The 21,170-nt window shown below is 59.0% G+C and carries 15 protein-coding genes and 1 pseudogene; 6 read left to right on the top strand and 10 right to left on the bottom strand.

Annotation, left to right across the window (positions count from 1 at the left end):
• Positions 1-242 precede the first annotated feature (242 nt).
• The 3 genes and pseudogenes from AC1VVM_RS21440 to AC1VVM_RS21430 all read left to right on the top strand — a co-directional run.
• Entirely contained in the window at positions 243-536 is a 294-nt protein-coding gene (locus AC1VVM_RS21440) for a hypothetical protein (RefSeq protein WP_482905773.1), read from the top strand.
• A gap of 22 nt (positions 537-558) precedes the next feature.
• On the top strand, positions 559-1,176 hold the full coding sequence (locus AC1VVM_RS21435) for a hypothetical protein (RefSeq protein WP_482956405.1): 618 nt from the start codon (positions 559-561) through the stop codon (positions 1,174-1,176).
• A 387-nt stretch (positions 1,177-1,563) separates the two neighbouring features.
• Positions 1,564-1,908 (top strand): annotated as a pseudogene (locus AC1VVM_RS21430) (ATP-binding protein); the annotation flags it as partial.
• Positions 1,909-2,132: 224 nt separating this feature from the next.
• On the opposite strand, the gene AC1VVM_RS21425 reads toward AC1VVM_RS21430, so the two are convergent.
• The 9 genes from AC1VVM_RS21425 to AC1VVM_RS21385 all read right to left on the bottom strand — a co-directional run bounded on the left by AC1VVM_RS21425 (position 2,133) and on the right by AC1VVM_RS21385 (position 15,163).
• Positions 2,133-2,330, bottom strand: coding sequence for a TonB-dependent receptor domain-containing protein (locus tag AC1VVM_RS21425; protein ID WP_482905771.1), 198 nt, complete (start codon positions 2,328-2,330; stop codon positions 2,133-2,135).
• A 97-nt stretch (positions 2,331-2,427) separates the two neighbouring features.
• Complete coding sequence (locus AC1VVM_RS21420) at positions 2,428-7,374, bottom strand: hypothetical protein (RefSeq protein WP_482956404.1); 4,947 nt, start codon at positions 7,372-7,374, stop codon at positions 2,428-2,430.
• A gap of 682 nt (positions 7,375-8,056) precedes the next feature.
• Complete coding sequence (locus tag AC1VVM_RS21415) at positions 8,057-8,818, bottom strand: IS5 family transposase (RefSeq protein WP_482956403.1); 762 nt, start codon at positions 8,816-8,818, stop codon at positions 8,057-8,059.
• A gap of 430 nt (positions 8,819-9,248) precedes the next feature.
• Positions 9,249-10,508 (bottom strand): BamA/TamA family outer membrane protein, encoded by a 1,260-nt coding sequence (locus AC1VVM_RS21410; protein ID WP_482956402.1) that lies wholly within the window; start codon positions 10,506-10,508, stop codon positions 9,249-9,251.
• A 399-nt stretch (positions 10,509-10,907) separates the two neighbouring features.
• Positions 10,908-11,474, bottom strand: a complete 567-nt coding sequence (locus AC1VVM_RS21405; protein ID WP_482956401.1) for a Ros/MucR family transcriptional regulator — start codon at positions 11,472-11,474, stop codon at positions 10,908-10,910.
• Between the two features lie 996 nt (positions 11,475-12,470).
• Positions 12,471-12,746, bottom strand: a complete 276-nt coding sequence (locus AC1VVM_RS21400; protein ID WP_482956400.1) for a hypothetical protein — start codon at positions 12,744-12,746, stop codon at positions 12,471-12,473.
• 80 nt (positions 12,747-12,826) lie between these two features.
• Complete coding sequence (locus AC1VVM_RS21395; RefSeq protein WP_482905765.1) at positions 12,827-13,405, bottom strand: hypothetical protein; 579 nt, start codon at positions 13,403-13,405, stop codon at positions 12,827-12,829.
• Positions 13,406-13,447: 42 nt separating this feature from the next.
• Positions 13,448-14,245, bottom strand: a complete 798-nt coding sequence (locus tag AC1VVM_RS21390) for a hypothetical protein (RefSeq protein ID WP_482956399.1) — start codon at positions 14,243-14,245, stop codon at positions 13,448-13,450.
• 63 nt (positions 14,246-14,308) lie between these two features.
• Positions 14,309-15,163, bottom strand: a complete 855-nt coding sequence (locus AC1VVM_RS21385) for a hypothetical protein (RefSeq protein WP_482956398.1) — start codon at positions 15,161-15,163, stop codon at positions 14,309-14,311.
• A 209-nt stretch (positions 15,164-15,372) separates the two neighbouring features.
• On the opposite strand from AC1VVM_RS21385, the gene AC1VVM_RS21380 reads away from it, so the two are divergent.
• From AC1VVM_RS21380 to AC1VVM_RS21370, 3 genes are all read left to right on the top strand, one after another.
• Complete coding sequence (locus AC1VVM_RS21380; protein ID WP_482956397.1) at positions 15,373-15,813, top strand: GFA family protein; 441 nt, start codon at positions 15,373-15,375, stop codon at positions 15,811-15,813.
• A 703-nt stretch (positions 15,814-16,516) separates the two neighbouring features.
• Positions 16,517-17,542, top strand: a complete 1,026-nt coding sequence (locus AC1VVM_RS21375; protein ID WP_482956396.1) for a nucleoside hydrolase — start codon at positions 16,517-16,519, stop codon at positions 17,540-17,542.
• A 70-nt stretch (positions 17,543-17,612) separates the two neighbouring features.
• Positions 17,613-18,959 (top strand): family 1 glycosylhydrolase, encoded by a 1,347-nt coding sequence (locus tag AC1VVM_RS21370; protein WP_482956395.1) that lies wholly within the window; start codon positions 17,613-17,615, stop codon positions 18,957-18,959.
• A gap of 333 nt (positions 18,960-19,292) precedes the next feature.
• Here the strand turns inward: AC1VVM_RS21370 and AC1VVM_RS21365 are convergent, their stop codons facing one another.
• Positions 19,293-20,717: an IS4 family transposase gene (locus AC1VVM_RS21365; RefSeq protein WP_482956394.1), complete on the bottom strand. Its 1,425-nt coding sequence runs from the start codon at positions 20,715-20,717 to the stop codon at positions 19,293-19,295.
• Between the last annotated feature and the right edge of the window lie 453 nt (positions 20,718-21,170).

Raw genomic sequence — 21,170 nt, 5'->3', positions numbered from 1 at the left:
GATTTCGACTGCTGGTGGCACGGTTTCTAGCGCACGTCGATGGTCCGGACCTCGTTTTTTGATTGGTGGGCCGGGTCTTCGTTCCAACCAGTCTGAGCACTGAAGCGTTCTCGCCGGATCGCAACAGCGCACCTTCTTGACTCTATGTGGCTTTGGCGGCCCGGATGACCTCGCATCCAACGGGCGACATTTCGGCAACCAGAAAACGCCGAACACGTTAGTGCAGGAGAGGAGAAGATCTCATGAAAGTAGCTCTTGTTGCGGCCTGCGCCGCGGTTCTCGTCGCGTCTGGTGCAGGCGCTCAATCCCACAATCCCGCCGTCAAGGATCCGACGGTGGAAACGACAAAGGCCACTGCGAAGGGACACAATTCCTTCACCGAGGATCAGGCGCGCGGGCGCATTGAAAAGGCCGGTTACACGAACGTCGGCAAGCTCCTGAAGAACGAGAACGGCGTGTGGCAGGGCAAGGCCCTCAAGGATGGAAAGCCGGTGATGGTTGCTCTCGACTACAAGGGCAACGTGACCGTCCACTGACCAGTATTCGCGGAGAAAAATAATGACCAAGACCATAACGCGTCTATTTGACAACTATTCGGATGCCGCAGAGGCAATTCGCGAACTCGAAAGAATCGGCGTTCCGCGCGGTGATATCAGCGTGATCGCCAACGATCCTCATGCCAAGCATGCCGGTGTGCATGAAGGTGTGAACGAGGACGGGGAAGTCACCGCAGGAACCTCTGCCGGCGCCGTGTTGGGCGGCGCGGGCGGATTGCTCGCCGGGCTCGGTATGCTGGCGATTCCGGGCCTCGGCCCGATCGTGGCGGCAGGATGGCTTGCCGCAACGGCGGTCGGTGCCGGCGTGGGTGCCGTCGGCGGTGCGGCGGCCGGCGGCATTGTCGGCGCTCTCAAGCATGCCGGTCATTCGGACGAAGAGGCCCAGGTCTATTCCGAAGGCGTCCGGCGCGGCGGTGTCCTGCTGAGCGCCAAGGTCAACGATGCCGAGGTCGAGCGCGCAAATGCGGCTATCGACGCCGTGCCGTCGGTCGATATCGCAGCGCGTGGCGCAAGCTATCGTGAGGCGGGATGGACCCGCTTCGACGAGACCGCTCCGGCCTATTCCGCCGAGGAAATCGAACGGGATCGCGCGATCTACGGACTGCCACCGCGCTATTGATCAAACGTGACGCTCGATATCCGAGCGGGAACGTCCCTGCAGGCCGCTTGCTTTGGGGAGAAAGCAAGCGGCCTGCAACGGTTTCAGGCGGTCTGACGCCCGCGAAACCAGAATCCTCAAGGAATGCGGGTCTCCAGCGACGCTCGAATCGCACGCTGTGGCCTAATGGCGATGTGGTCCGGATAGCTGCCGCTCACGCTGGGCCGCTTGCCGACCAAGACAATCCGTTCCTTACAGGCTGTCTGAATAGCGGCTCTGGCCGCTAGGAGACTGCCAGCTTCGGAGACGGGTTGCGGAGATAGCTGACACTCACGCAGAGTCGACTGCCAATCCAACCCGACAATTTGACGGACAATCTAATCACCAAATGCGGTCAGCCCGCTTCCCTACAATGGCTTGCCGCGGCTGATCGACGAACTCACCCTGGCCAAGGGTGACGGCCGTATCGCCGCCCGCATGAAAAGCCTTGCCCGGGTCGATCTGCTGATCCTGGACGATTGGGGGCTTCAGCCGCTCGACGGCAACGCCCGGCACCACCTCCTCGAAATCCTCGAAGACCGCTACGGTCAGCGCTCCACGCTGGTCACCAGCCAGCTTCCGGTGGCCCGCTGGCATCAGACCATAAACGATCCGACCTACGCCGATGCGATCCTGGACCGCCTCGTTCACAATGCACATCGGCTCGAACTCGAGGGGGAATCCATGCGTCGACCCGCAGCTGCAGCCGCTTGACCAAGGCGCCAACATAGGTGACATCCACGACCAACGATCAGGCGCTTCAACTGCGCGATCAGATCGGAACGCTGCGCGGCATCAAATCGGAATGCCTGCGCGCGATGGTCGGAATCCGCACACATGACTGTGTCACACCAAACGCGGCGCGCCAGGATCACGGCACCTGCCGCGTTGCGAATGGCAACGGTATTGATGAAATAGACGTCCTGGCCGTCGACGCGTTACGGATAATTTTTGAACTTCTGGTGGTAGGCGGTGAGGTTCGCTCGCAACCTGCCGTCCATCAGAATGCTTTTGACGCCGATTTCATACGATTGGGACGATTCTGCCTGAAGGTGCCATTGGCGTTCTGACTTCAGGGTGACTCGGCCAGCTAGGGAAAGGGGCGCTAACGTGTGATCGCCACGCGACGCCGCCAAGGATGATGGGAGAAATCGCCAGCACCACGGGAATCGTGAATGCGTTCACAGCAGCCTTAAGTATTCCATCAGTTGCTCTCTCGAACCAATTGGGAGCTCACGTCATTTTGCGGCTGGGAAGCATGGTGGCGATCATCGCCGGTCCCGCGCCGAGCAGAACCGGAAGGACGGTCGCAAGACTTTCTCCAGCGACAAGCGCCAACACGGCAAGCAAGAGGATCGTCGCTGGCAAAACGTAGGTGAGTGGAACTGCTATCCTATCCCAACCGCTCTTGGTCTGCTTTCGCCAAAGGTCGAGCGCTTCTGGCTTCTCGGTCTGCTTCACGAACGCAGCAAAGCTGCGATTTACGAGGCAAGGTGCGGGATTGAGCGTCACAAGTCCGCGGCGAATGAGCGAACGGATCGCCAGCGCCTCTTTGATATTGATGACGCGGCCGCGCGCGAGATTGTCGAGGATGACGCGTTCGGCAAGCGATGATGCTACCCAGATGTGCTGGTAATGCTCGATGAGCATCCCGCGCAAGTAGTCCACCGCCGCGCTATCAGTTTCAGGCCTTACGGAACACGCCCAGCGTACCACCGGGTTGAAATAGATCTTGTGGTATGCGGTCTGTGAAATGGGATAGGAGTTCAAATTAAGCTTGTTCCAATCCGCCTTGGTCGGCACATCGTCGGGATCCAGCAGAGAATCGATTACCGCTCCCGGCAGCTTCTGCACTTCGCCAATCAGCGCTAGAATACCATCGGCCTGTTCCTCGTCAGGCTTCGAAAAAACAGCCGGATCCAGGCCGTAGGGTTCGACGTTATTATTCATGAGATCCTCCCTGACTTTGTCGCGAGAGGTAGCCGACCAATCGAACTTGCCCTGCACTGGAAGGCTGTAGGTCTTGAAGTCCTCGAACAGGCGGCTCCAGCGCATCTGTTCTGTCAGGGAAAGTCCTTCGCGCAATTCGGCAGCATCGCGCTCCTGTGCCGACTTGCCATCGTGCTCGAGCATCACAACTTGTTCGCGTTCGTAGGCCTGCAGGATGCGATCAAGGGGAGAAAGATCGGTCATGACCACCAGATGGCCGCCGGTGGCGGACTCCCGATCCGAGGTTTGTACTTTGAATTTTTCGCGCCAGACCCTTTCAGCTTCAGCCGAAAGCGTCTCGAGTGCGGCAAGTGCAACCACGCGAAGCGCCGGATCCTTGAGTGCAATGTCCAGTCCCGTAACCACTACCGAGAGGCCGTTCTTCAAGCGATCGAGCTGATCCTGGAGACGCTGGCTGTCCACTACGGCCGCCAACGCATTGAGCCCATTTTCTCTCGCTGCGGTCTCGGAACTTGGAAGCGTGGTGTCGAGCGCAAGGTCGAACCCATCCGCGTTCCCTATGAGATCGTAGACGAGGGCCACCGGTCCATTCAACACAACCGCTCGAGCCGGCAACCGAGGCCGCCGCTCTCTCTCTTGGTCCGGGTTGTCCACGGGCTCCGAATTTACACGCGCATTGGAAGAAGCATTGGCCCGCCCGCTCGCAGGTGTTGCGACGGCCTCGCGAGGAACCTTGCCCCTGAACAGACCAACGATGACAGTCCGGGCAGATTTCAACAGCAGAGCCGCCCGAGCCGGCAACTGAGGCCGCCGCTCACTCTCTTGGTCCGGGTTGTCAACGGGCTGCGGATTTGCAAGCGCACTCGGGCAAGCATAGCTCCGCCAGATTGCAGGTGTTGCCACGGCCTCTAGCGGAACCCCGAACCCGAACAGACCAACTACAACAGCCCGGGCAGACTTCCACAGCAGCACAAGAGCAGCAGCAAAACCGAGCAAGCACCCCGGAACCCCTGGCCACCAAAAGAGATCCGACCTTTCGAGATCGGCAAGCGACCATCCAGCCACCCTGACGAGCGCAATCCTGCCGTCAGCGCCCACGCAATAGCGCGCCTCGTCCTGTCCCTTGGCGTCGCAACGGAAAATCGCAGGAAGGGGCCCCACGCCAAGCCAGCGATGGAGCAGGAGAGACGCCCACTGCGGATCATCCAGCGTGCGATTAGCGCCGCTATAAGCAAGGCCCGGTAAACCGTACCATTTCTTGCTCGGATCTACGCATTGCTGCGGCGAGCCTTGGCTGGTTTGGGCTTCGGTTCCGAATGCACCAGTCATGCCGTAAGCACGGCCGATGGCCAATAGTGCTTGCCGGTTCTGCACCCAGGCCTGTCCCAAGTGATTTACTTCACCGCCGGCATTTTCCCGAATTTCGGTCCCACGAGAATCGACGTAGGCCGCACACATCGGTACAACACCGATGGCCAGCATCATGCCCATCAGGAAGAGCTGAAATCCACGCTCGTCGTCGCGCTTGAGCACTTCGCGAGTTTCATCGTACTTGTGGTCTTTCCTGTCTCTCCCTAGCCAGTACCAAGCCAGGAATGTTGCCAGTACCGGCAGACCCACAACGACTAGCGCGTTCAAGCCAGGGACATTGATTATCTGGCCGAGAGTCTCTTCGGAAACAGCCAAGATGCCCACGAAAAGCAACACCACGACCGACATCCCCGTCAGCCAGAGACCAGCTTCCCGCGTTTTCTTGCCGCTTCCCGGATGTGGCCATAGCCAAATCCAGAAGCGTGCCCCGAAAACGACGCTCAAGAGGATGACCGCAATGGCCAGCGTCGCTGCAGGAAAGATCCACAGAGCCGCAGCCCAACCGATCCTGTTGGCCATGCGCTGGTCGATGGCGCTCACCTCGCGGTAGACCAGCAGCACCCATGGGGTGCCGGGCAGCCCCACTGCAGCGAAGTTCTGCTTCATGCCGCCAAAGGCGGCGGTGAATTCGAACAGCTCGGGTGGGGTTCTGCCGATGGGCGTGTAGCGCGAGCGTGCTGCTAGGCCGGTAATCAATCCACGAGCCGTGGTCGATTCCATCGTCTGACCCAGTTTGAACGTGTCGATCTGGTGCGCTGCGCTGCCAAACAAATATGGCAGCTCCGGATCGCCACCATTGACCACGACGTAGCGCACGCCCGCCGGCAAGACCGTTGAAAGGAAGGTGCGCAGGACGAACGCCTGCGTAATTACGCCGTGCCTGGGTCCCTTCTCAATTGTCCCGCGCGCACAAGTTTTATGCTGTCCCTTCGCAAATTGCGCGTTTGGGTTGAGAGTAAATGCATTGGTGACGATCACTTTCCCGATACCGTCATTCTGCGAACGCACGGCATCGACGACATAGCGCGGTGAGATATCCAGTCCATTCAACACGATCGGCCGTTCGGGTCCATCGGTCTCATTGGCAAGAGCTCTCATAAAGTAGCGACGCGTACTCACGAGGTTGCGCGTCCCGGTGTTGCAGCGCCAAGCTAATGGTGAGAAACCGGGAAAGGCGCTGCCGCGTTCACCGAAGACCCAGATCGAATCGCGTTTGGGCCAGTCCAAAGTGGGAAAATTCGAGGTCGTCTGTAGCGGCAATTGCAGAAGCCCATCGCTGCCCTGGTTGCCGTTGGAATAGTTGGCATCCACATCAGAACCGTCGGCGTACTGGCAGGGATGTGGCAGTTCGATTGCCGTTCCGGCTAGCGGAATCTTGCCCTTGACGCACTGGATTGGCGCGAGATCAAATGGCTGCTTCAACCCGTCGCCTAATTCATTGCCAAACTGGTTTGCCATCTGGCTGGCTGTCGTTGCAAGTTCAGCTTTGGCACGTGCGTGCAATGCGAGCCCATCGAACATCGCCAGCCCCAGCAGGGTGACCAAAGCCACAGCACCCAGCAATCCAAAGACTACCGTTCCAACTTCCAGTGAGGACAGGTCTCCCGCGGTCCCAAGAAAACGAAGCTTGGCAATCGGCACGAGCAAGATCGCCAACATAACCACCATCACGAAAAGCGTAACAACGTCGGGAGCAAGTGCAAAGGCGCGGGCATTGAGCGCGTGCTTGGGGACAAGGCCAATCAGCAGGCACCCGTTCGGGGGAGTAAGAGCCGCTGAACCAGGTACAGTGGCAGCCGGCGTGCCTCCATCTTGCGCCGACTTTCCCTCCGTCGCCGCTTTGGCCTGGTTGGCTGCATCGTTCGGCACCGCACAGTGCGTCATCTCAGCACCCTCGTGCAAATTGATCGGGCGAAAGTAGGCCACATAGCTTTCGCCTGCGACGACAACATCAAGCGGCTTGGCAGCACGCTGGGCTTCTACCACGGCACGACGCTCGCGACTGTCAATCTCGGCCTGGGTGAGAGCGTTCTGCTTCGAGGCGACCATCAGCGCCTGCGAAACGATCTGTCGGCTCTCCTCCTTCAATGGGACAACATCCTTGATGTCGGTCACCGGCAGACCGGAATTACCGAACGCAGCAAGCATGCGGCCGTTGGGATCAACCAGCAGAATGTCCTGAAACGTGGGCGCATTAGTGGTTATGTTGGCAATCGCCTCAAGCGGGATAGCCATGCCATATTTGAAGCGCGGGCACGGCCCCTTGGCGACTCTAGCCGCATTGGGAAACAGGGGGTTCAGAACGGAGCGCTTGGCGCCATTGTTGATTGCCACGCCGGGATCAAGTGCCCTCACAAGGTCAGTATAGTCGCCGTTCGGAGGCGGCTTGACCTGACTGGAAGCCTGCGCGAGCTCCATGTCCCACTGCCATAACTCAGGCAATGCCAACGCACCTTGAATCTTTAGTCTCCTGCCGTCGTCAACCGACACCTGTGCCGGTTGCGGGGCGCAATTGCTTGCCTGGGAAGAGCCGTCAGCGCCGTTCCCGCTGCCCTTGCCGCCCGATTCCAAGCGATAGTTTACGAAGAGTGTGCCGGCATCCGGACTATCAAGCCGCGCTCCGGCCTGCCACTGGCCAGATTCCCCCTCGACCGGGTCGGGCCGTTCGAGGCGGTCGCGCAGAAGATTACCCCGCGCGATGCTTACCGCTGTTTCTGTCCAGCCCTCAAATGATCGGCCGACAATATCGAGCTCCCGATAGTTGTCCCGATCCTCGGCCTCGTGCCAACTATTCCCCCGTATAAGTGTCACCGCAACGAGGAGGATACCTAACCCAACTAGCACCAGCGCAATCACCATCAGCAACCGCTTGCCCCGGCTTACTGCAGGTACTGAGCCTAGCATTGCACCGGCTCCTCACAATGAGTGGCACCGCTTGGCGTGTGATGCGGCCGAATTCGTTTCAGTAGTGTCGACGAATACCCCACTGCCACCTCTGTCAAATATTTGACGACGACAGGCAATCACTATTTTATAATACATGTAAATAACAACCATAACCCAAGTCTTCGTTAATGAAAATCAAAAATTCCATCGGGAAATATACGCGTCACTTTTAAGTATATTCCCTCGGCGGGAATAACCGGCTCTACGACGAACCCTGCAGTTAAAACTGGAAACTCAGCGTAAACACGATGCGTGCAATTGAGTGTCCAATTGGATCGCCTAAAAGTAGGTCTCGGTGCGTGGTGGGGTTGCGCTAAACGAGACCTCGGCATAGCCTCTACCGACATGGAAAAATCCACTCTGAAGGAGTGCCGCCAGGTTGGTGCCGGGCGTGAATTTCAAAGGGCTTGGTGGGTAAATATCGTTTTGAATTGATGGCTTAGCCGATTGCGGCACGCAGGCCGCATAAAATACGGATTGTGCTGAAAAACTTCGCGTACAGCCAGGAGGAGGCAGCCGATCACTCCACGGAAAATTCAGCACTCACATCAACATCGCTGTCTTAGTATCTGATTCAAAATTATCCGGCATGATTTCATGATCTTGCGATGCGGCGGGTAAAGAGCTGGATCGACGCGATAAAGAGCCATGCGATTGCAGACGCGATGGTCTGCTCGCAGTCTTTTGCGAGCCGGCGGTTTCGGCTGATCCATGCGAGGGTCCGTTCGACGACCCATCTCCGAGGCAGCACCTCGAAGCCCTTGGCGGTGTCGGATCGCTTGACGATCGCAATGCTCCACTTGCCGATGCGGCGCAGTGCGTCCTTGAGCTTGGTTCCGGCATAGCCTCCATCAGCGAACACATGGCGTAGCCAAGGGAAGCGGCCGACGATTTCGGCGAGCACCAGCGGCGCGCCAACGCGATCCTGGATGTCGGCGGTGTGGATCACGGCGTGGACGAGATTGCCTTCGGTGTTGGTCAGGATGTGCCGCTTGCGCCCGTTGACCTTCTTGCCGGCGTCATACCCCCGTGGCCCGCCGCTTTGCGTGGTTTTCGTGCTCTGGCTGTCGATCACGCCAGCGCTGGGCGACGCCTCGCGGCCCTGCGCCTCGCGCGCCACCATCAGCAAGGTGCGGTTGATCGTCAGCCACAGGCCGTTCTCGCGCCAGAGGTAAAACCAGTGCCGCACAGTCGAAACCGGAGGATAGCACGGCGGCAACATCCGCCATGGCAGGCCGCCATGCAGCAGATACAGGATCGCCTCGACAATCCGCCGGATCGGCCACTTGCGAGGCCGTCCGACATGCGATGCGGGAGGAAGCAGCGGCTCTAGAACCGCCCACTCGGCATCGGTCATATCGCTTGGCAAAGCTAGCCCGCTTCGCGCATGTAGGGCGCGAGTGGTGTCGGTCTACATCGTTGAATCCACGGTAGTTTTTGGCGAAACCCCTGAATCAACGACGGGTTCAGCCCTCAAGCTAACCTGCTGATACCACTCAACTTAGTTTTCGATCAGGCACTTAGGGAAGAACCTAATCTGTCAGGCGGAGGCGAAAACGCGCCGAATTGAGCCATATTCCCCCCACTCACAGCGTATTACGGGTTGATGACCTGAGCCGAACCGGAAGTTGCGGCATGCCTTGCCTCCTTACATCAGGACCTTCGGTTCCGATGAGGTCGGCCCAGTATTCACCATTCTTTTGGTGCATGCTCACTCCTTGAAGAAGGTGCATGAATCAGAGACGCCGGTTTGTTGTTCACACGGCGTGTGAAAGCCGCACTACGCCCTAGTCCATTCCCAGTGCCCAAGCATGCCCGAACTGAAGATAGACGACCGCACCGTTTGGCCCGTAGGCGGCATCTACTCCTGCATCAAACCCCAGTTTTCGCGCAAGGCGATAGCGAAAACCACCTCCGCCAGCCCAGATCGCGCCGGAATCCTTGAAGATCTTGCGCGTCCCCGCATCGGTCGCACCAACCCCGCCAAAGGCAACCAGGTACCATCGTGGGCTGAGACGCCATGTCGTTTCCAGTTCCGAACTCAATACGTTCATGCCTTGAAATTCGACCGCCTGGACGCCGCGCAGGGTGATATATGGCGCAAAATAGGCGGGCAAATTCCCGCGAATGGCCTTGAGATCGAATTTGAAGCCGAGACCAAGTCGGGGTGAGATTTTCTCGAAGGCATAGGTTGCGAAGTTATAGACCTCATAGTCGCGATCGCTACCGAATGCGCTGCGATTGAACTTGCCCTCCAGATAGATATTCATCCCCTTGGTGGGCGTAAGCGAATTGTCGCGACTGTCGAAATGCACTCCGAGACCGAGCGCGCCTGTGCGGAGCGTATTATTGAAATCTCTCGCAAAATCCTCGGGTAATCCGGCGATATCGAGCCTCGAGCTAAGCTTTCGAAAGTCGATAATCGGTCCGATTGAGAAGCGCTCATCGTCGAGATGCCAGAGCGCCGAACCTAGGATGCCATAATCATAGTGATTGGTATATTGGACACCCTGCGGCGCGAACACCGGAAAAGCATCCAGTGTGATGTTCGCATGCCCGATGCCAATCTTATAATTCAGGCGCCCGTCGAATGCATATCCGTTTCTGAAGAAGGCATAGCCATCTGACCCGTTTCCGGTCTTGAAGGCTGCCACGACAGTCTTGGTTATCTGACGCGGCCGTTCCGGATTGCTGGAAAGAAATGCTGCCGCCAATCCAAACCCGCCATCGACAGCCGGCTCGCTGATGATGATCGGAACCGGTATAAAGCCGCCCTTGCCGAGAAACTTCGAGAAATCGAACCCGTGATCATCATCGTCGATGAATCGATGGAAGAAGCCTTTCTTGATTGGCTCGGCCCGTGCTTCAGACGAAGGCCCCTCCACCGGCTGGGGAAGCGCTTCAGGTGGCGGCTCGATCGTGTCGGCAAAGACAACCGATGTGTGCGACGAAGTATCCTGCGCGTGCGCAGTGCGCGGGAGCGTCGACGCCAATGTGACGATCGAAATCGTAGCCAGATATGCGAGATTGCATGGGGGTGCCGCCATATAAGCCCTGCCTAGCTCGGTGCTATTTGGTAGATTTATAAATGGCCAAGAGATCACTATAGGGACACGTCCCTTGATCCAGATAATCCTATCCTATGCCGCGAGCACGGGAAACGACTTTTCGCGAGCGCGCCGCCTGCCTTTTCGAACCATTCAAGAACGTGGACGGACAAGGGGATAGCCGCGGCCATGCCGGCGCGGCCCGGCGATCCCAAGGCGATTGATCTATCGGCTTTCGGCCAGTGTCGCGGCGGGACGGCGCCGGGTATGAGGCCCTGCAGGACAGTGCGCCCTGCGAGCAGGACGGGGCCGCGACGCCTACGGCGAACCGCTGAGTGGCAGAGGCGGTTAAGCCCCTGCCATTCGCGTGTGCTCACCGATCTCGCAAACTTTGCCCGATCAGGCCGCTTCGGAAGTCTTTTTGCTTGTAGCTTTCCGCCTGGCCTTGGGGCTGGCAACCGCTTTGGCGGCCCTTCCGCTTGCGGCCTCGACAATCTCCGGTTCGGCGGTATTCGACGGCGGAACTTTCGTTGCAGATGCCTTGGCATGAGCAGTCCCACCTGACTTTCCCGTGACTGGTTTCTTTCGCCCGAGGCCGGTCCGGATCGCCAGTTCGGTGCGCTTTGCGGCATAGTCTGACGAAACCATGGGATAGTCGGGAGGTAGCTTCCAGCGCGCGCGGTACTCTTCCGCAGAGAGAGCATGCTGGCTGCGAAGGTGCCGTTTCAGCGTCTTCTGTTTTGCTCCGCACTCGAGGCAGGTGATCCCATCGGGCTTGACGGAGGCGCGAATCGAAACGGCAGGTGTGCGTTCCGGCGCGACAGGTTCCGGCTCCTTCCCCAGCGAAGCGAGCGTATGGTAGATTGCCGAAATCAGCTGGGGAAGTTCGAAAGTCGAAATGATGTTGTTGCCGACGTGCGCGGAAACGATGTCTGAAGTCAGATCGAGAATTCTGTCGTCCGTCACTTTAACCTCTCCCCCTATTTTACCCGGTTGAACTTATGCGTGTTCTTTGGCGGACATGTAAAGTCGGCAATTTCATACCTTCCGGTGCATGGCTCCGATCATAGTGAGCGGGGCGAGGCTGCGGTCCAGGAAGGAGCTTGGGGGGACAGTGCACACCCCAGCCACGTGCGAATAGCTGGGGTGTGCACCTGCCCGCGTCGCGAAGGCTCCGGGGGGCGGATGAGCTTCAATGGTCATGCGATTAGCATTTTTGAGCAACGATCGTCGCAGACCAACGCGAGCGCAGGATCTATAACACGCCTCGTTAATGCGTAAATATAGAATCTGAGCGAATTTCACTATTAATTTAAGATGCGTAAACGTTCCTGCCACAAGTTCGGCGAGAATATCGTATTCAATTTTATTACACCTATTGAATCTTCATGGAATCCTCGAAATCGAGGCCTTGAAGGAGTACTCTCCTCCATCACTCGCCCGCACATAGTATTGCTGTCCAAGCATAGGGTATGCGACTCCTTGCCGGCGTGCGTGGCAGGCGACTTCCAAAGGGTGAGGGTGTGCCAGGTAAGGACCGGTACGCCGAGGGCCCTCGAGACGTTCCAGCCCATCGCGGCGTTTCCGAGTACAGAACTGCCGCTCCCCTGTAATGGTTACGACATTGATATTGCTCGTTTATGCATGCATCCCGACGATACAGATTAACACTACTTTGGCAGAAGTGTGTTGGGAGGTCTGGTGAGGGCGCGGGTTTCGGATCAGGCGCGCGCGGCGCGTTGCGGGCCGCATGGGCAGGCAAGGTGGATCGTCGCGGAGCGTGGCAGCGCCGCGGCCTATGACGGATCCGGTCGGCTTGTCGCGTTCGCGCTGACGACAGGCCGTCCTGCATGGTCAAACTATGCATCGTTCGAAGCCTCGGGCAACGACATCCGCTTTCGCACGAAAGATCGCGGAACGATGTCCTGCACGATGGCGGCGGCTCGCGGCGCTTCTTGATCTTCAAAGCCTCGCCCGGCTTGCCCAGCGGCCCACGGCCAGCACGATCGCCACATTGAGCATCATGCCGACGACGATGACGGCAATCGCCCCGACAATGCCCGGATCGCCAAGGTGCGGAAGCAGCAGAGTCCAGGGCAGCGCCAGAAGCAGCACGAACACGCCGCTCAACGGATCCTCGGCAACACCGAGCCATCCGTGAGCGGAAGCGGGGATCAGCAGAAACGCACCAATGCAAAGCAACACGTAGAGAGCCGAGATACCGATCGCCCATTTCATTGCCTGTCACCCGCTGCCGGTTGGAAGGGATAATTGACCGGACCATCGGCAATTCACGCCGCGATCCGGTCACGATGCGGTCAGTGCTTGCCGAGTTCGTCCCACTGTTCGACCCGGCCTTCGGCACGCCCGGTGCAGGAGACCTTGCGTCCGTAATTGTCCGAGAGGATTACTTCCCAGAAGCCCGGGCGCAGCGCGCTTACCGTGCCCAGTTTGCCGTTCGGGCCGAATGCGTCCTGGCAGGCCTTGATGGCTGCCGCGCGGCCATTGGATTGTCCGCCACCACCAGCGCCGGGCTGACAGCGGTAACGGTCGGCCTCGGAGACATCGGGCGCACTGCAGTCGAATCCTTGAGCCGTATTTGCGGTGCCGCTCTTGGCGCTCTTGCCGCATTGCTGCGGTGTCGCCGTGTCTATCCGAGCGACCCGGCCATTGCCGATCGAAACCGCCGCGCACGTGCGGCTCGAACCGTTCCACCAGAACTGCGTGCCTTGCGTCCGGGCGAGTTCATAGCCGCGATTGGACATCTCGTTGTCCAGCGAACTGCCGCGCATGCCCACTAGATCGGCGAGGGCGGAGGGCGGTTTGGCCTGTGCCAGTCCCACCACGCCGACGGCCAGCGCCAATCCGCCCATCACCATGTACCTGCTCTTACCCATCGGAATTCTCCTGCTGGAAACGATGCGAGTAGTCTTTGTCGGTCAGCGACACTTCGGCGAGGTGCCGATATCGGCGATGTTGGCAACGCGGCCGTCGGCAACGCCCATCTGAAGGCATTGCCGGGTCTGCCGGTTGTACCAGATCGAGTAGGCGGTGTTGCCGCTTTTCAGCCCGTCCACATTGGCAAAGCCCCGGCGGCGCATCTCGTCATCGGCGGACGAGCCCCGCGCGCCTTGCAAATCCCCGACATTGACTGACGGGCTGTAGCCCGCTCCACTACGGTCGTAATCTCGGTAGCTGGTCTCTCTTCCGCGTTGGCGCACGCCGGCCTGATACCCTTCCGAATAGGCATCGGACTTGTCGTAATTGTGGTAGCTCTGTGCATAGAGGCCATCGCGGTAGCCGCGCTCGTAAATGGTATCGCGCTCGTCGTCGTAGTGCTTGCCGTCGTCATGATCGTGGGACTTGTGGCTGAGCGCAATCGCGCCGAGCAGCGCAACGGCGGCTGCTCCCGCCACGATCGCTCCGGTATTGTTTCCGCCCGAAGCCTTCTGGTTGCAGTCTGTCGGCGGCGTTCCTACGATCGAATCGAAACGTCCGTCGACTGTCGCCACGGTGACGCATTGCTTTGACGAGCTCTTCCACCAGTTGCTCCAGGTGCGGTCATCCCCCTTGCTGGTATTGATATGGACGTAGCCGCGCCCTTCCAGTGCCTGTTCGCCCCCGGGGGCGCGGCTGCCGACGAGATCGGCAATGTCCGATGGGGCTTGCGCCAGTGCTTCGGCCGGAAGGACCAAAGAGGTCAGAAGGTAGGCAACCCGTACTCCTGTGCTCGTCATTCACTTGCCTCCGTCGGATAGCCGCCGTGTCGCACCGGCATGGGAAAGTCGTGACAGGGGTGCTCAGTCTCCCGTGATGACGACATCCGGCACTTCGTACCGTTCATCGCCGATCGAGATGAGGTTGAGGTCTGCATTCCGGCTGACTTTGAGGAGGGCCTTGGCCGAACCATCCGCCTGGTTGGCATCGAAGCCCACAGCTTTGCCTGCAGCATCGAAGAAGATGGCGCGGCTACCGCCTCCGGGCCAGAATACGGTCAATATCGCGGTTCGATCTGCCGCGCGCGATACGCCGAATTTGCAATCCGTCGTTGGCTGGCCGGCATGACGTGCGCACGGCAGCCCGCCCGTGGCATTGAATGCCGTTCCGGCCACCAGAGCGTCGCCTGCACGGCCAGATGCGGTGCTCTGGCTGCTTTGATCGCCAGGGACTGAAATCAGCGAGAACCCGCTTACCTGGGCAACGACCTTGCCGCCTGTGGCCGTGATAGCCTTGACGGCTGCGGCGTCCGATCCGCCGGGGCAGGCGACAAGAGCCGCCGTATCGTCGAGGAATTCGGCCGTGGCCGGAGATTCACCCACTCTTCGACAAGGATCGCCCTTCGCGGGATATCCCTGGTCGATCGCTCGGAGCGAAACCGGCCACGCGGGCGCCCTGACCGATCCCAAAGTTCCGGTGACCTGTTCGGACGGTGGACCGCTGCGGTCATTACAACCGCACGCGACGCCCACGAGGAAGCACACTGCAAGGATTCGGTAAAATCGCACCATAGCCGACCTCAAGTGCCGAGCGGTTTGACCAATTGTACACACAAAATCAAAGCATTGATGTCGGCAACTTCTCACTTTTGATTCAATTGTCCAAACGCTTTTGAAAATTTTCTTGGGTTCGATGTGCGGCGTATGGGTATTTACCATATTGCCTTACCGGACCGGCGGCTTTCTGAAAGCGTATTAATCTCGCTGGATGCCATGAATGGGCGTGTTGCCAACTGACAGTTTAGCCGCAGTGCAGTAAATTCTGGTCCGTCTAGGCAACTTGCCAATCCTTGTTTGGGGTCTGCCCCGATAAATAGATGTAGGGATTTCCGATAGGCTCGGTCATCAATTGCTTGGAGATCCCTGTCATGCCCGATATTAGAGGGAGTTGCCTTTGCGGCGGCGTCAAATACGCAATTAGCGGGCCAATCTTGGGCGCCGCAAACTGCCATTGCACGATGTGTCGTAAGCAGCATGGCGCCGCATTTCGCTCGAGGGCTCGAGTCAAGGCAACCGACTTCCGTTGGATCGAGGGCGAAAGTCTCGTCAAATTCTACGAATCATCTCCTGGCACCCGCAGAGGGTTTTGTCGCGAATGCGGCTCACCCATCGTGAACCATGTTGACACGAACGCGGTGTCCGGCGGCTTCAATCCTGCCGGAGAGACTTCAATGCTTGGAATTCAATTGGGAGGCCTAGACGACGACCCTGGCTTGTCACCGACAGTGCACGTTTTTGTGGCCGACAAGGCTCCTTGGTTCACTATTACGGACGACTTGCCCCAATTTGCACGGATGCCCGGTCACTAGTGACATTGAGCAAGTCGGCCAGCAGCGCCAGCTTTGGCGATAACACCCTTAGTGGAATGGAACTGTTGCAGGTCTGCTTTTTCATTCGTTCTCGCGTTACGTTGCTGCGGGCGGTGCATATCCGATCGACCGAACTGTTCGCGGCTAGATTGCCGGATCGGCAGGTATTGGGATCTGCGGTCGATCTGATGAACGGCCGAGATGGTGCGCTGATCGGACTTGCTCGGCATTCCATCCTTCGAAGAGGAGAATTCTCGACGTCAATTTGGATTGGAGGCCCATCAAATTACGGTCGAGATCCATCGTTGCTGGGCGCAATGACGGGGGCGCTAGTCATGTGAATCTAAAATTCGCCACATAACGAGCCACGCCGGGTAGGGCGCTTGCTCCGGAACACGCCTCTTCGCGGACGTTCAGCGCGTTGTCCGCCGATGCAATAACCGGCCATTCGATTTGGCTTCAGGTCAAAGTTACGTGGTCCTGGCTTCGGACTTTGGGCTATCCGACGCGAGATTGCTGCGACCCGTCCGCGGCAAACCCCACGACTGTACATTTACCGATTAGGCCCACCGGAGCGCCCGATCGCCACCTCAGAAGCTACAGTCCCGCCATAGGCTGTTCCTATGCTTATGCAAAAAATGCATATTTTACATGATGTTTTGAATGGGTGACAAAACGCGAGAAAATAAACAGGAGAGGTAGATTGCCCCATAAAATGGGTCGCCGAAGCTTTGTCGGGTCGACGATGGCGCTCATGGGTGCTTTGATGGCGCCCTTAAATGCATTCGGCAAACAGCCAGCGTTGGCACGGGTGATCCTCGACAACGACTTCGCCGGCGACCCGGATGGGTTGTTCCAACTTGCCCATCACGTACTGTGCTCGTCGGTAAAGATTCCGCTGATCGTCGGATCGCACCTTCCCGCCAAGTTCGGCGGCGGGCACGATGCCCAGGATGCCGCTGGCCGGGTCGGCGAAGTTCTCGACCTCATGAACCTTGCCGGCACGTACAAGATCATGGCCGGATCAGAAACACCAATCCAGTCACGCACTTCCTGGAAACCCAGTGCGGCATCAGCTGCCATCGTCCGCGAGGCCCTGCGCGAAGACGCTACCGAGCCCCTGATCTATGCAGCCGGCGCAGGGCTGACCGATCTCGCACTCGCGTGGCTGTCTGAGCCGCGCATTGGTCGCCGCTTAAAATTGATCTGGATCGGCGGGAACACTCACCCCGGTTTTGGAAATCCCGCAGCCAAGCAGGCCGAGCCGGAATTCAATTTCTCGATCGATCCGGTAGCGGCGCAAGTGCTGTTCAACGAGTCCGATATCGAGATCTGGCAAGTGCCCTCTGATGCTTACTGCCAGATGCTGTTCAGCACGGCCGAGCTTGAAGAACTCGGCGCGCAGAGCCGTCTGGGCGCCTATCTGAAAGCCAGGGTCGATGCGATACCGGAGATGTTCGCCAAGATACCGGGCGTCCCCCCAGTGGCCATGACCGACGCCTACGTCCTGGGCGACAGTCCGCTGGTGACATTGACCGCGCTGGTTCCGCCAATGCAGCCAGACCCTACTTCGAGCCGGTACAAGTTGCTGCCAACGCCAAGGCTGCTCGACAACGGAAGCTATGAAGAACGTCCGGGTGGACGTCCCATGCGGGTTTACACCTACCTCGATGCGGGGCTGACATTCAGGGACATGCTGGCGCGTTTCAGGCTTCATTCTGCCGCATAAGCTCCGGAACAAATGCCTGTCTGATTTCATGGCTGGGCATGCCCGCCCGCCTTTTCACCAAGGACTCCCTATGATCGACCGCCGTTCACTCATCGCCGGTGCTGCTGCGTTCGCCGCGGCGCCCACGCTTGCCGGGAAGGCCGCCGCCGCTCCTGCACAAAAGCGACCCTCGCCAGGATCGGCCAGCTTCCCTTCCGGCTTCCTGTGGGGCGCAGCAACCGCTGGCCACCAGATCGAGGGTAACAACACGAATTCCGACCAGTGGCTTCTCGAGAGTGTGCAACCTACTATCACTGGCGCGCCGTCGGGGGATGCCGTCAATAGCCTCGAGCTATGGCGAGATGACCTCGACCTTGTAAAAAGCATGGGGCTCAATGCCTTTCGCTTCAGCCTTGAGTGGCCCCGCATCGAGCCGGAACCGGGAATGTTCTCGCGCGCCATGCTCGATCACTACAAGGCCATCATCGATGGCTGCCGCGAACGTGGTATTGCCCCGGTGGTCTCCTTCAACCACTACACAACGCCGCGCTGGTTTGCCGCCCAAGGAGGATGGTTGCATCCCGATGCGAGCGACCTGTTCACTCGTTTCTGCGAGCGGGCGGCCAAGCATCTGGCAAGCGGAATAGCAATCGCGACGACCTTGAACGAGCCGAACCTGCCCCGGCTTCTGCCCTTCGTTCTGCCCCCTCAGTTCATGGGAGGCTTGCGCGCCAATCTGGCCGCAGCCGCAAAGGCTGCGGGCGTACCGCGCTATCTCGTGGCTAATACTGTCTTGCCGGAGGACGTCCCCGCCCTGACCGCCGCGATGATCAAGGGCCACAAAAGTGCGCGTGCCGCGATCAAGGCAGTGCGCCCCGACCTTCCTGTCGGCTTCACGCTGTCGATCGCCGACGACCAGGCCGTCGGCCCGAATTCCATCCGAGACCGGATGCGGGCCGAACTCTACGGAGACTGGCTGACAGTGGCGCGCGGCGACGATTTCGTCGCCATCCAGAACTACGAACGGATTCTGTGGGGCAAGGATGGCCGCCTCCCTGCGCCCGCCGGCACGCCGCGCAATTTCCGCGGCGCCGAAGTATATGCTCCGTCCCTCACCGGTGCGGCGCGATACGCCTATCAAGCGACCGGCAAGCCGGTCTTGGTAACCGAGCACGGTGTCGGAACCGACGACGATACGATCCGCGCCAACCTTATCCGCGACGGGTTACGCGAGCTTCACAAGGCAATGGCCGAAGGTGTTCCCGTGCAGGGCTATATCCATTGGACCCTGATGGACAATTACGAATGGGGCGCTGGCATAGGCCACGGCGCCTTTGGGCTTGCCAGCGTCGATCCGGTTACGTTCAAGCGGTCTCCCAAGCCAAGCGCGCAGGTTTTAAAGGCAATCGCTCAGTCAAATTCCATATCACTGGCTTGAGGGGCTGGCAGCCGGACTCGATCAGGGAAGGCGCGAAGCCTGTTCTCGCTTTTCCGCTCTGCAAGCCTACCGCCATGCCCTCGCGGGCAAGCCGCTTTGCGCAGGCCTTGCTGATCCCGGATGCTGCGCCGGATACCAGTGCCGTTTTGTTGCTCATGTCTTTCTCACCTTTCCCATGAATCAGGCCCTTCTTAGAAAAGACCCGGCCGGCGAGGACCGCCGATCGGGCAAGGAGGGACCGTAACTTCGCTGTGCCTGGAATTCCTTCTGGATGCCGATCTGGAAGACACGGGGCGAAGGCAACGCTCGGGCCGTATCCCGCCGGGCGGGCTTTCAATTACCCACAAGTGGTTCGGCGGCGAGCTCGACCCCAAGTTGGATGTCCATGAGTCGGGTCCAACCTCGCCACATGATCATGTTGCCGGGCGGCGGATCGTGTCGTCGACCGAGATAGCCGCCCAAGCGCGCGATCTCAGTCAGGTACGATGAAATCGGCGGCGCGGTTGCAGTCATTCTCCCGGCGCGGGCGGCAATTCGGTCAATGATCTCGATTTCGGTGGCTGTCAGTGCGGACCCGGGATCATCATTGGGGTGCGCTCTGTTCAGCATCGTGAGCCAGAAGATTCGCCAGCCCAGAATGCAGAATATGGCTATCAGGTTGACCAGTCGCTCGGCTGCGCGCAGCTTGAGTTTCTCGGCGTTGAAGCCTGACTTGAGGATCTTGAAGAACAGCTCGATCTTCCATCTCATCGAGTACCAGGCCATTTTCTCGATCGCCTCCGCGGCCGTTCCGACAGGAAGATCGGTGAGCAGCTTCCAGTCGATCGGTTTGCGCCCTTCGGGAGGGTCGACTTCCACGGCGTGGATCACGGTCAAGCTGAGTGGTGGGTAGCGCCGCGCTTTGCCAATGGGCGGCAGAACGCCGATGCGCTTGTACTTCAGGGCCAGTTTCACGCGGCTACCGTCGGCGATCTCGAACTGGTGATGTCCCTCGACAGCGACCTCGGCCATCTCGGCCGACACGGTGTGCTTGCCGTCGCCGGCCAGACGATCAACGCAAGTGCGGACGACAAAGTGGGTCCCGAGCTCCTGCGTCGCGCAGTAGAATTCATAGATGTCGTTCTCGCGATCGCCGACGTGAACGATGCGGGCGGGATCCCCTCCGAGCAATGCCGTCGAGCCGCGCATATTCTCGAGCCAGCGAATGCTTTCTTTTGTCTCGATCGGCACGCGGGTCTGTTTGACCTTGCGTTTGAGCGCCAGCAGCCCTTTGAATTGTGCACGGCTCCAGAAGCGGGCAGCTGTCAAGCCGAGGGGAAGCCCTTCAAGCGTGATGGCCAGACTGGCATGCATCATCACGCCGCACAGCTTGTGCTGGCGCCAGCGGCCTTCCTTGTCGCGCCCGCTGTTCACATGCTTGGTGTAGCCGATGCTGTCTGGTGCTGATCGCTGGTAGACGAATTCTGTGGTGTCCTGCAGCACCAGCAGGGTGCCATCGCAGATGGCTGCACGACGCGCTGTCGCTTGGAAATGGCCAGCCAGAATGTGCTCTTCGGTGACCGAGCTGTTCGACAAGAAGCGGTACGCCGCTTTGGTGTTTGCCCAGTCTTCGCACGCCAACGGCAGCGGCTGACCTGTTGCGCTGTCCAAGCAGCACATCAGTTTGCGCAGCCGATTACCAAGCCGAGCATCGCCGAACCTGGTGTTGTCTATTTCTCCGTCGATCCAGGTCTCACCTTCATCTCCGTCGTTCGCCATGGCACGCACCCCGCAGGTTCCGTGCCTGAGCAGGAATCACAGCCGAGTCAGGGGCTTCAACCGTAATGCGCCCACGGGAATCACGCGTGCGACCACTTGTGGGTAATTGAAAGCCGGGCGGGACCTGATCGAAGATGTCGTTGAACCCACTTCCTCTACTGCGAGTAGGATACTGAATATAGCGCCTCGGGCTGTTGTAACGCTGCTTCCCTTGATAGCGATCTTCAGGGTTTGCAGGATAGAGTCGCGCGGATATTTCTAATTAAGTATGAAAAATTCGAATTTGCATCGAATTTGGCGACGATATTTGCGGCACGAGAATCGCGATCAACCCGCGTTGGTTAGATCCTCCGGCTTCAAACATGATACTAAATGATGGATTTTCCGTCTGGTTAGGCTGACGGAATTGGCGATTCTGGCAAGTTCAAACCGTCTGTTATCGCGGCGGCGAAG

This window comes from Novosphingobium sp. BL-S-33 (assembly GCF_056857025.1).
This window is presented reverse-complemented; position numbering and strand designations above follow the sequence as displayed.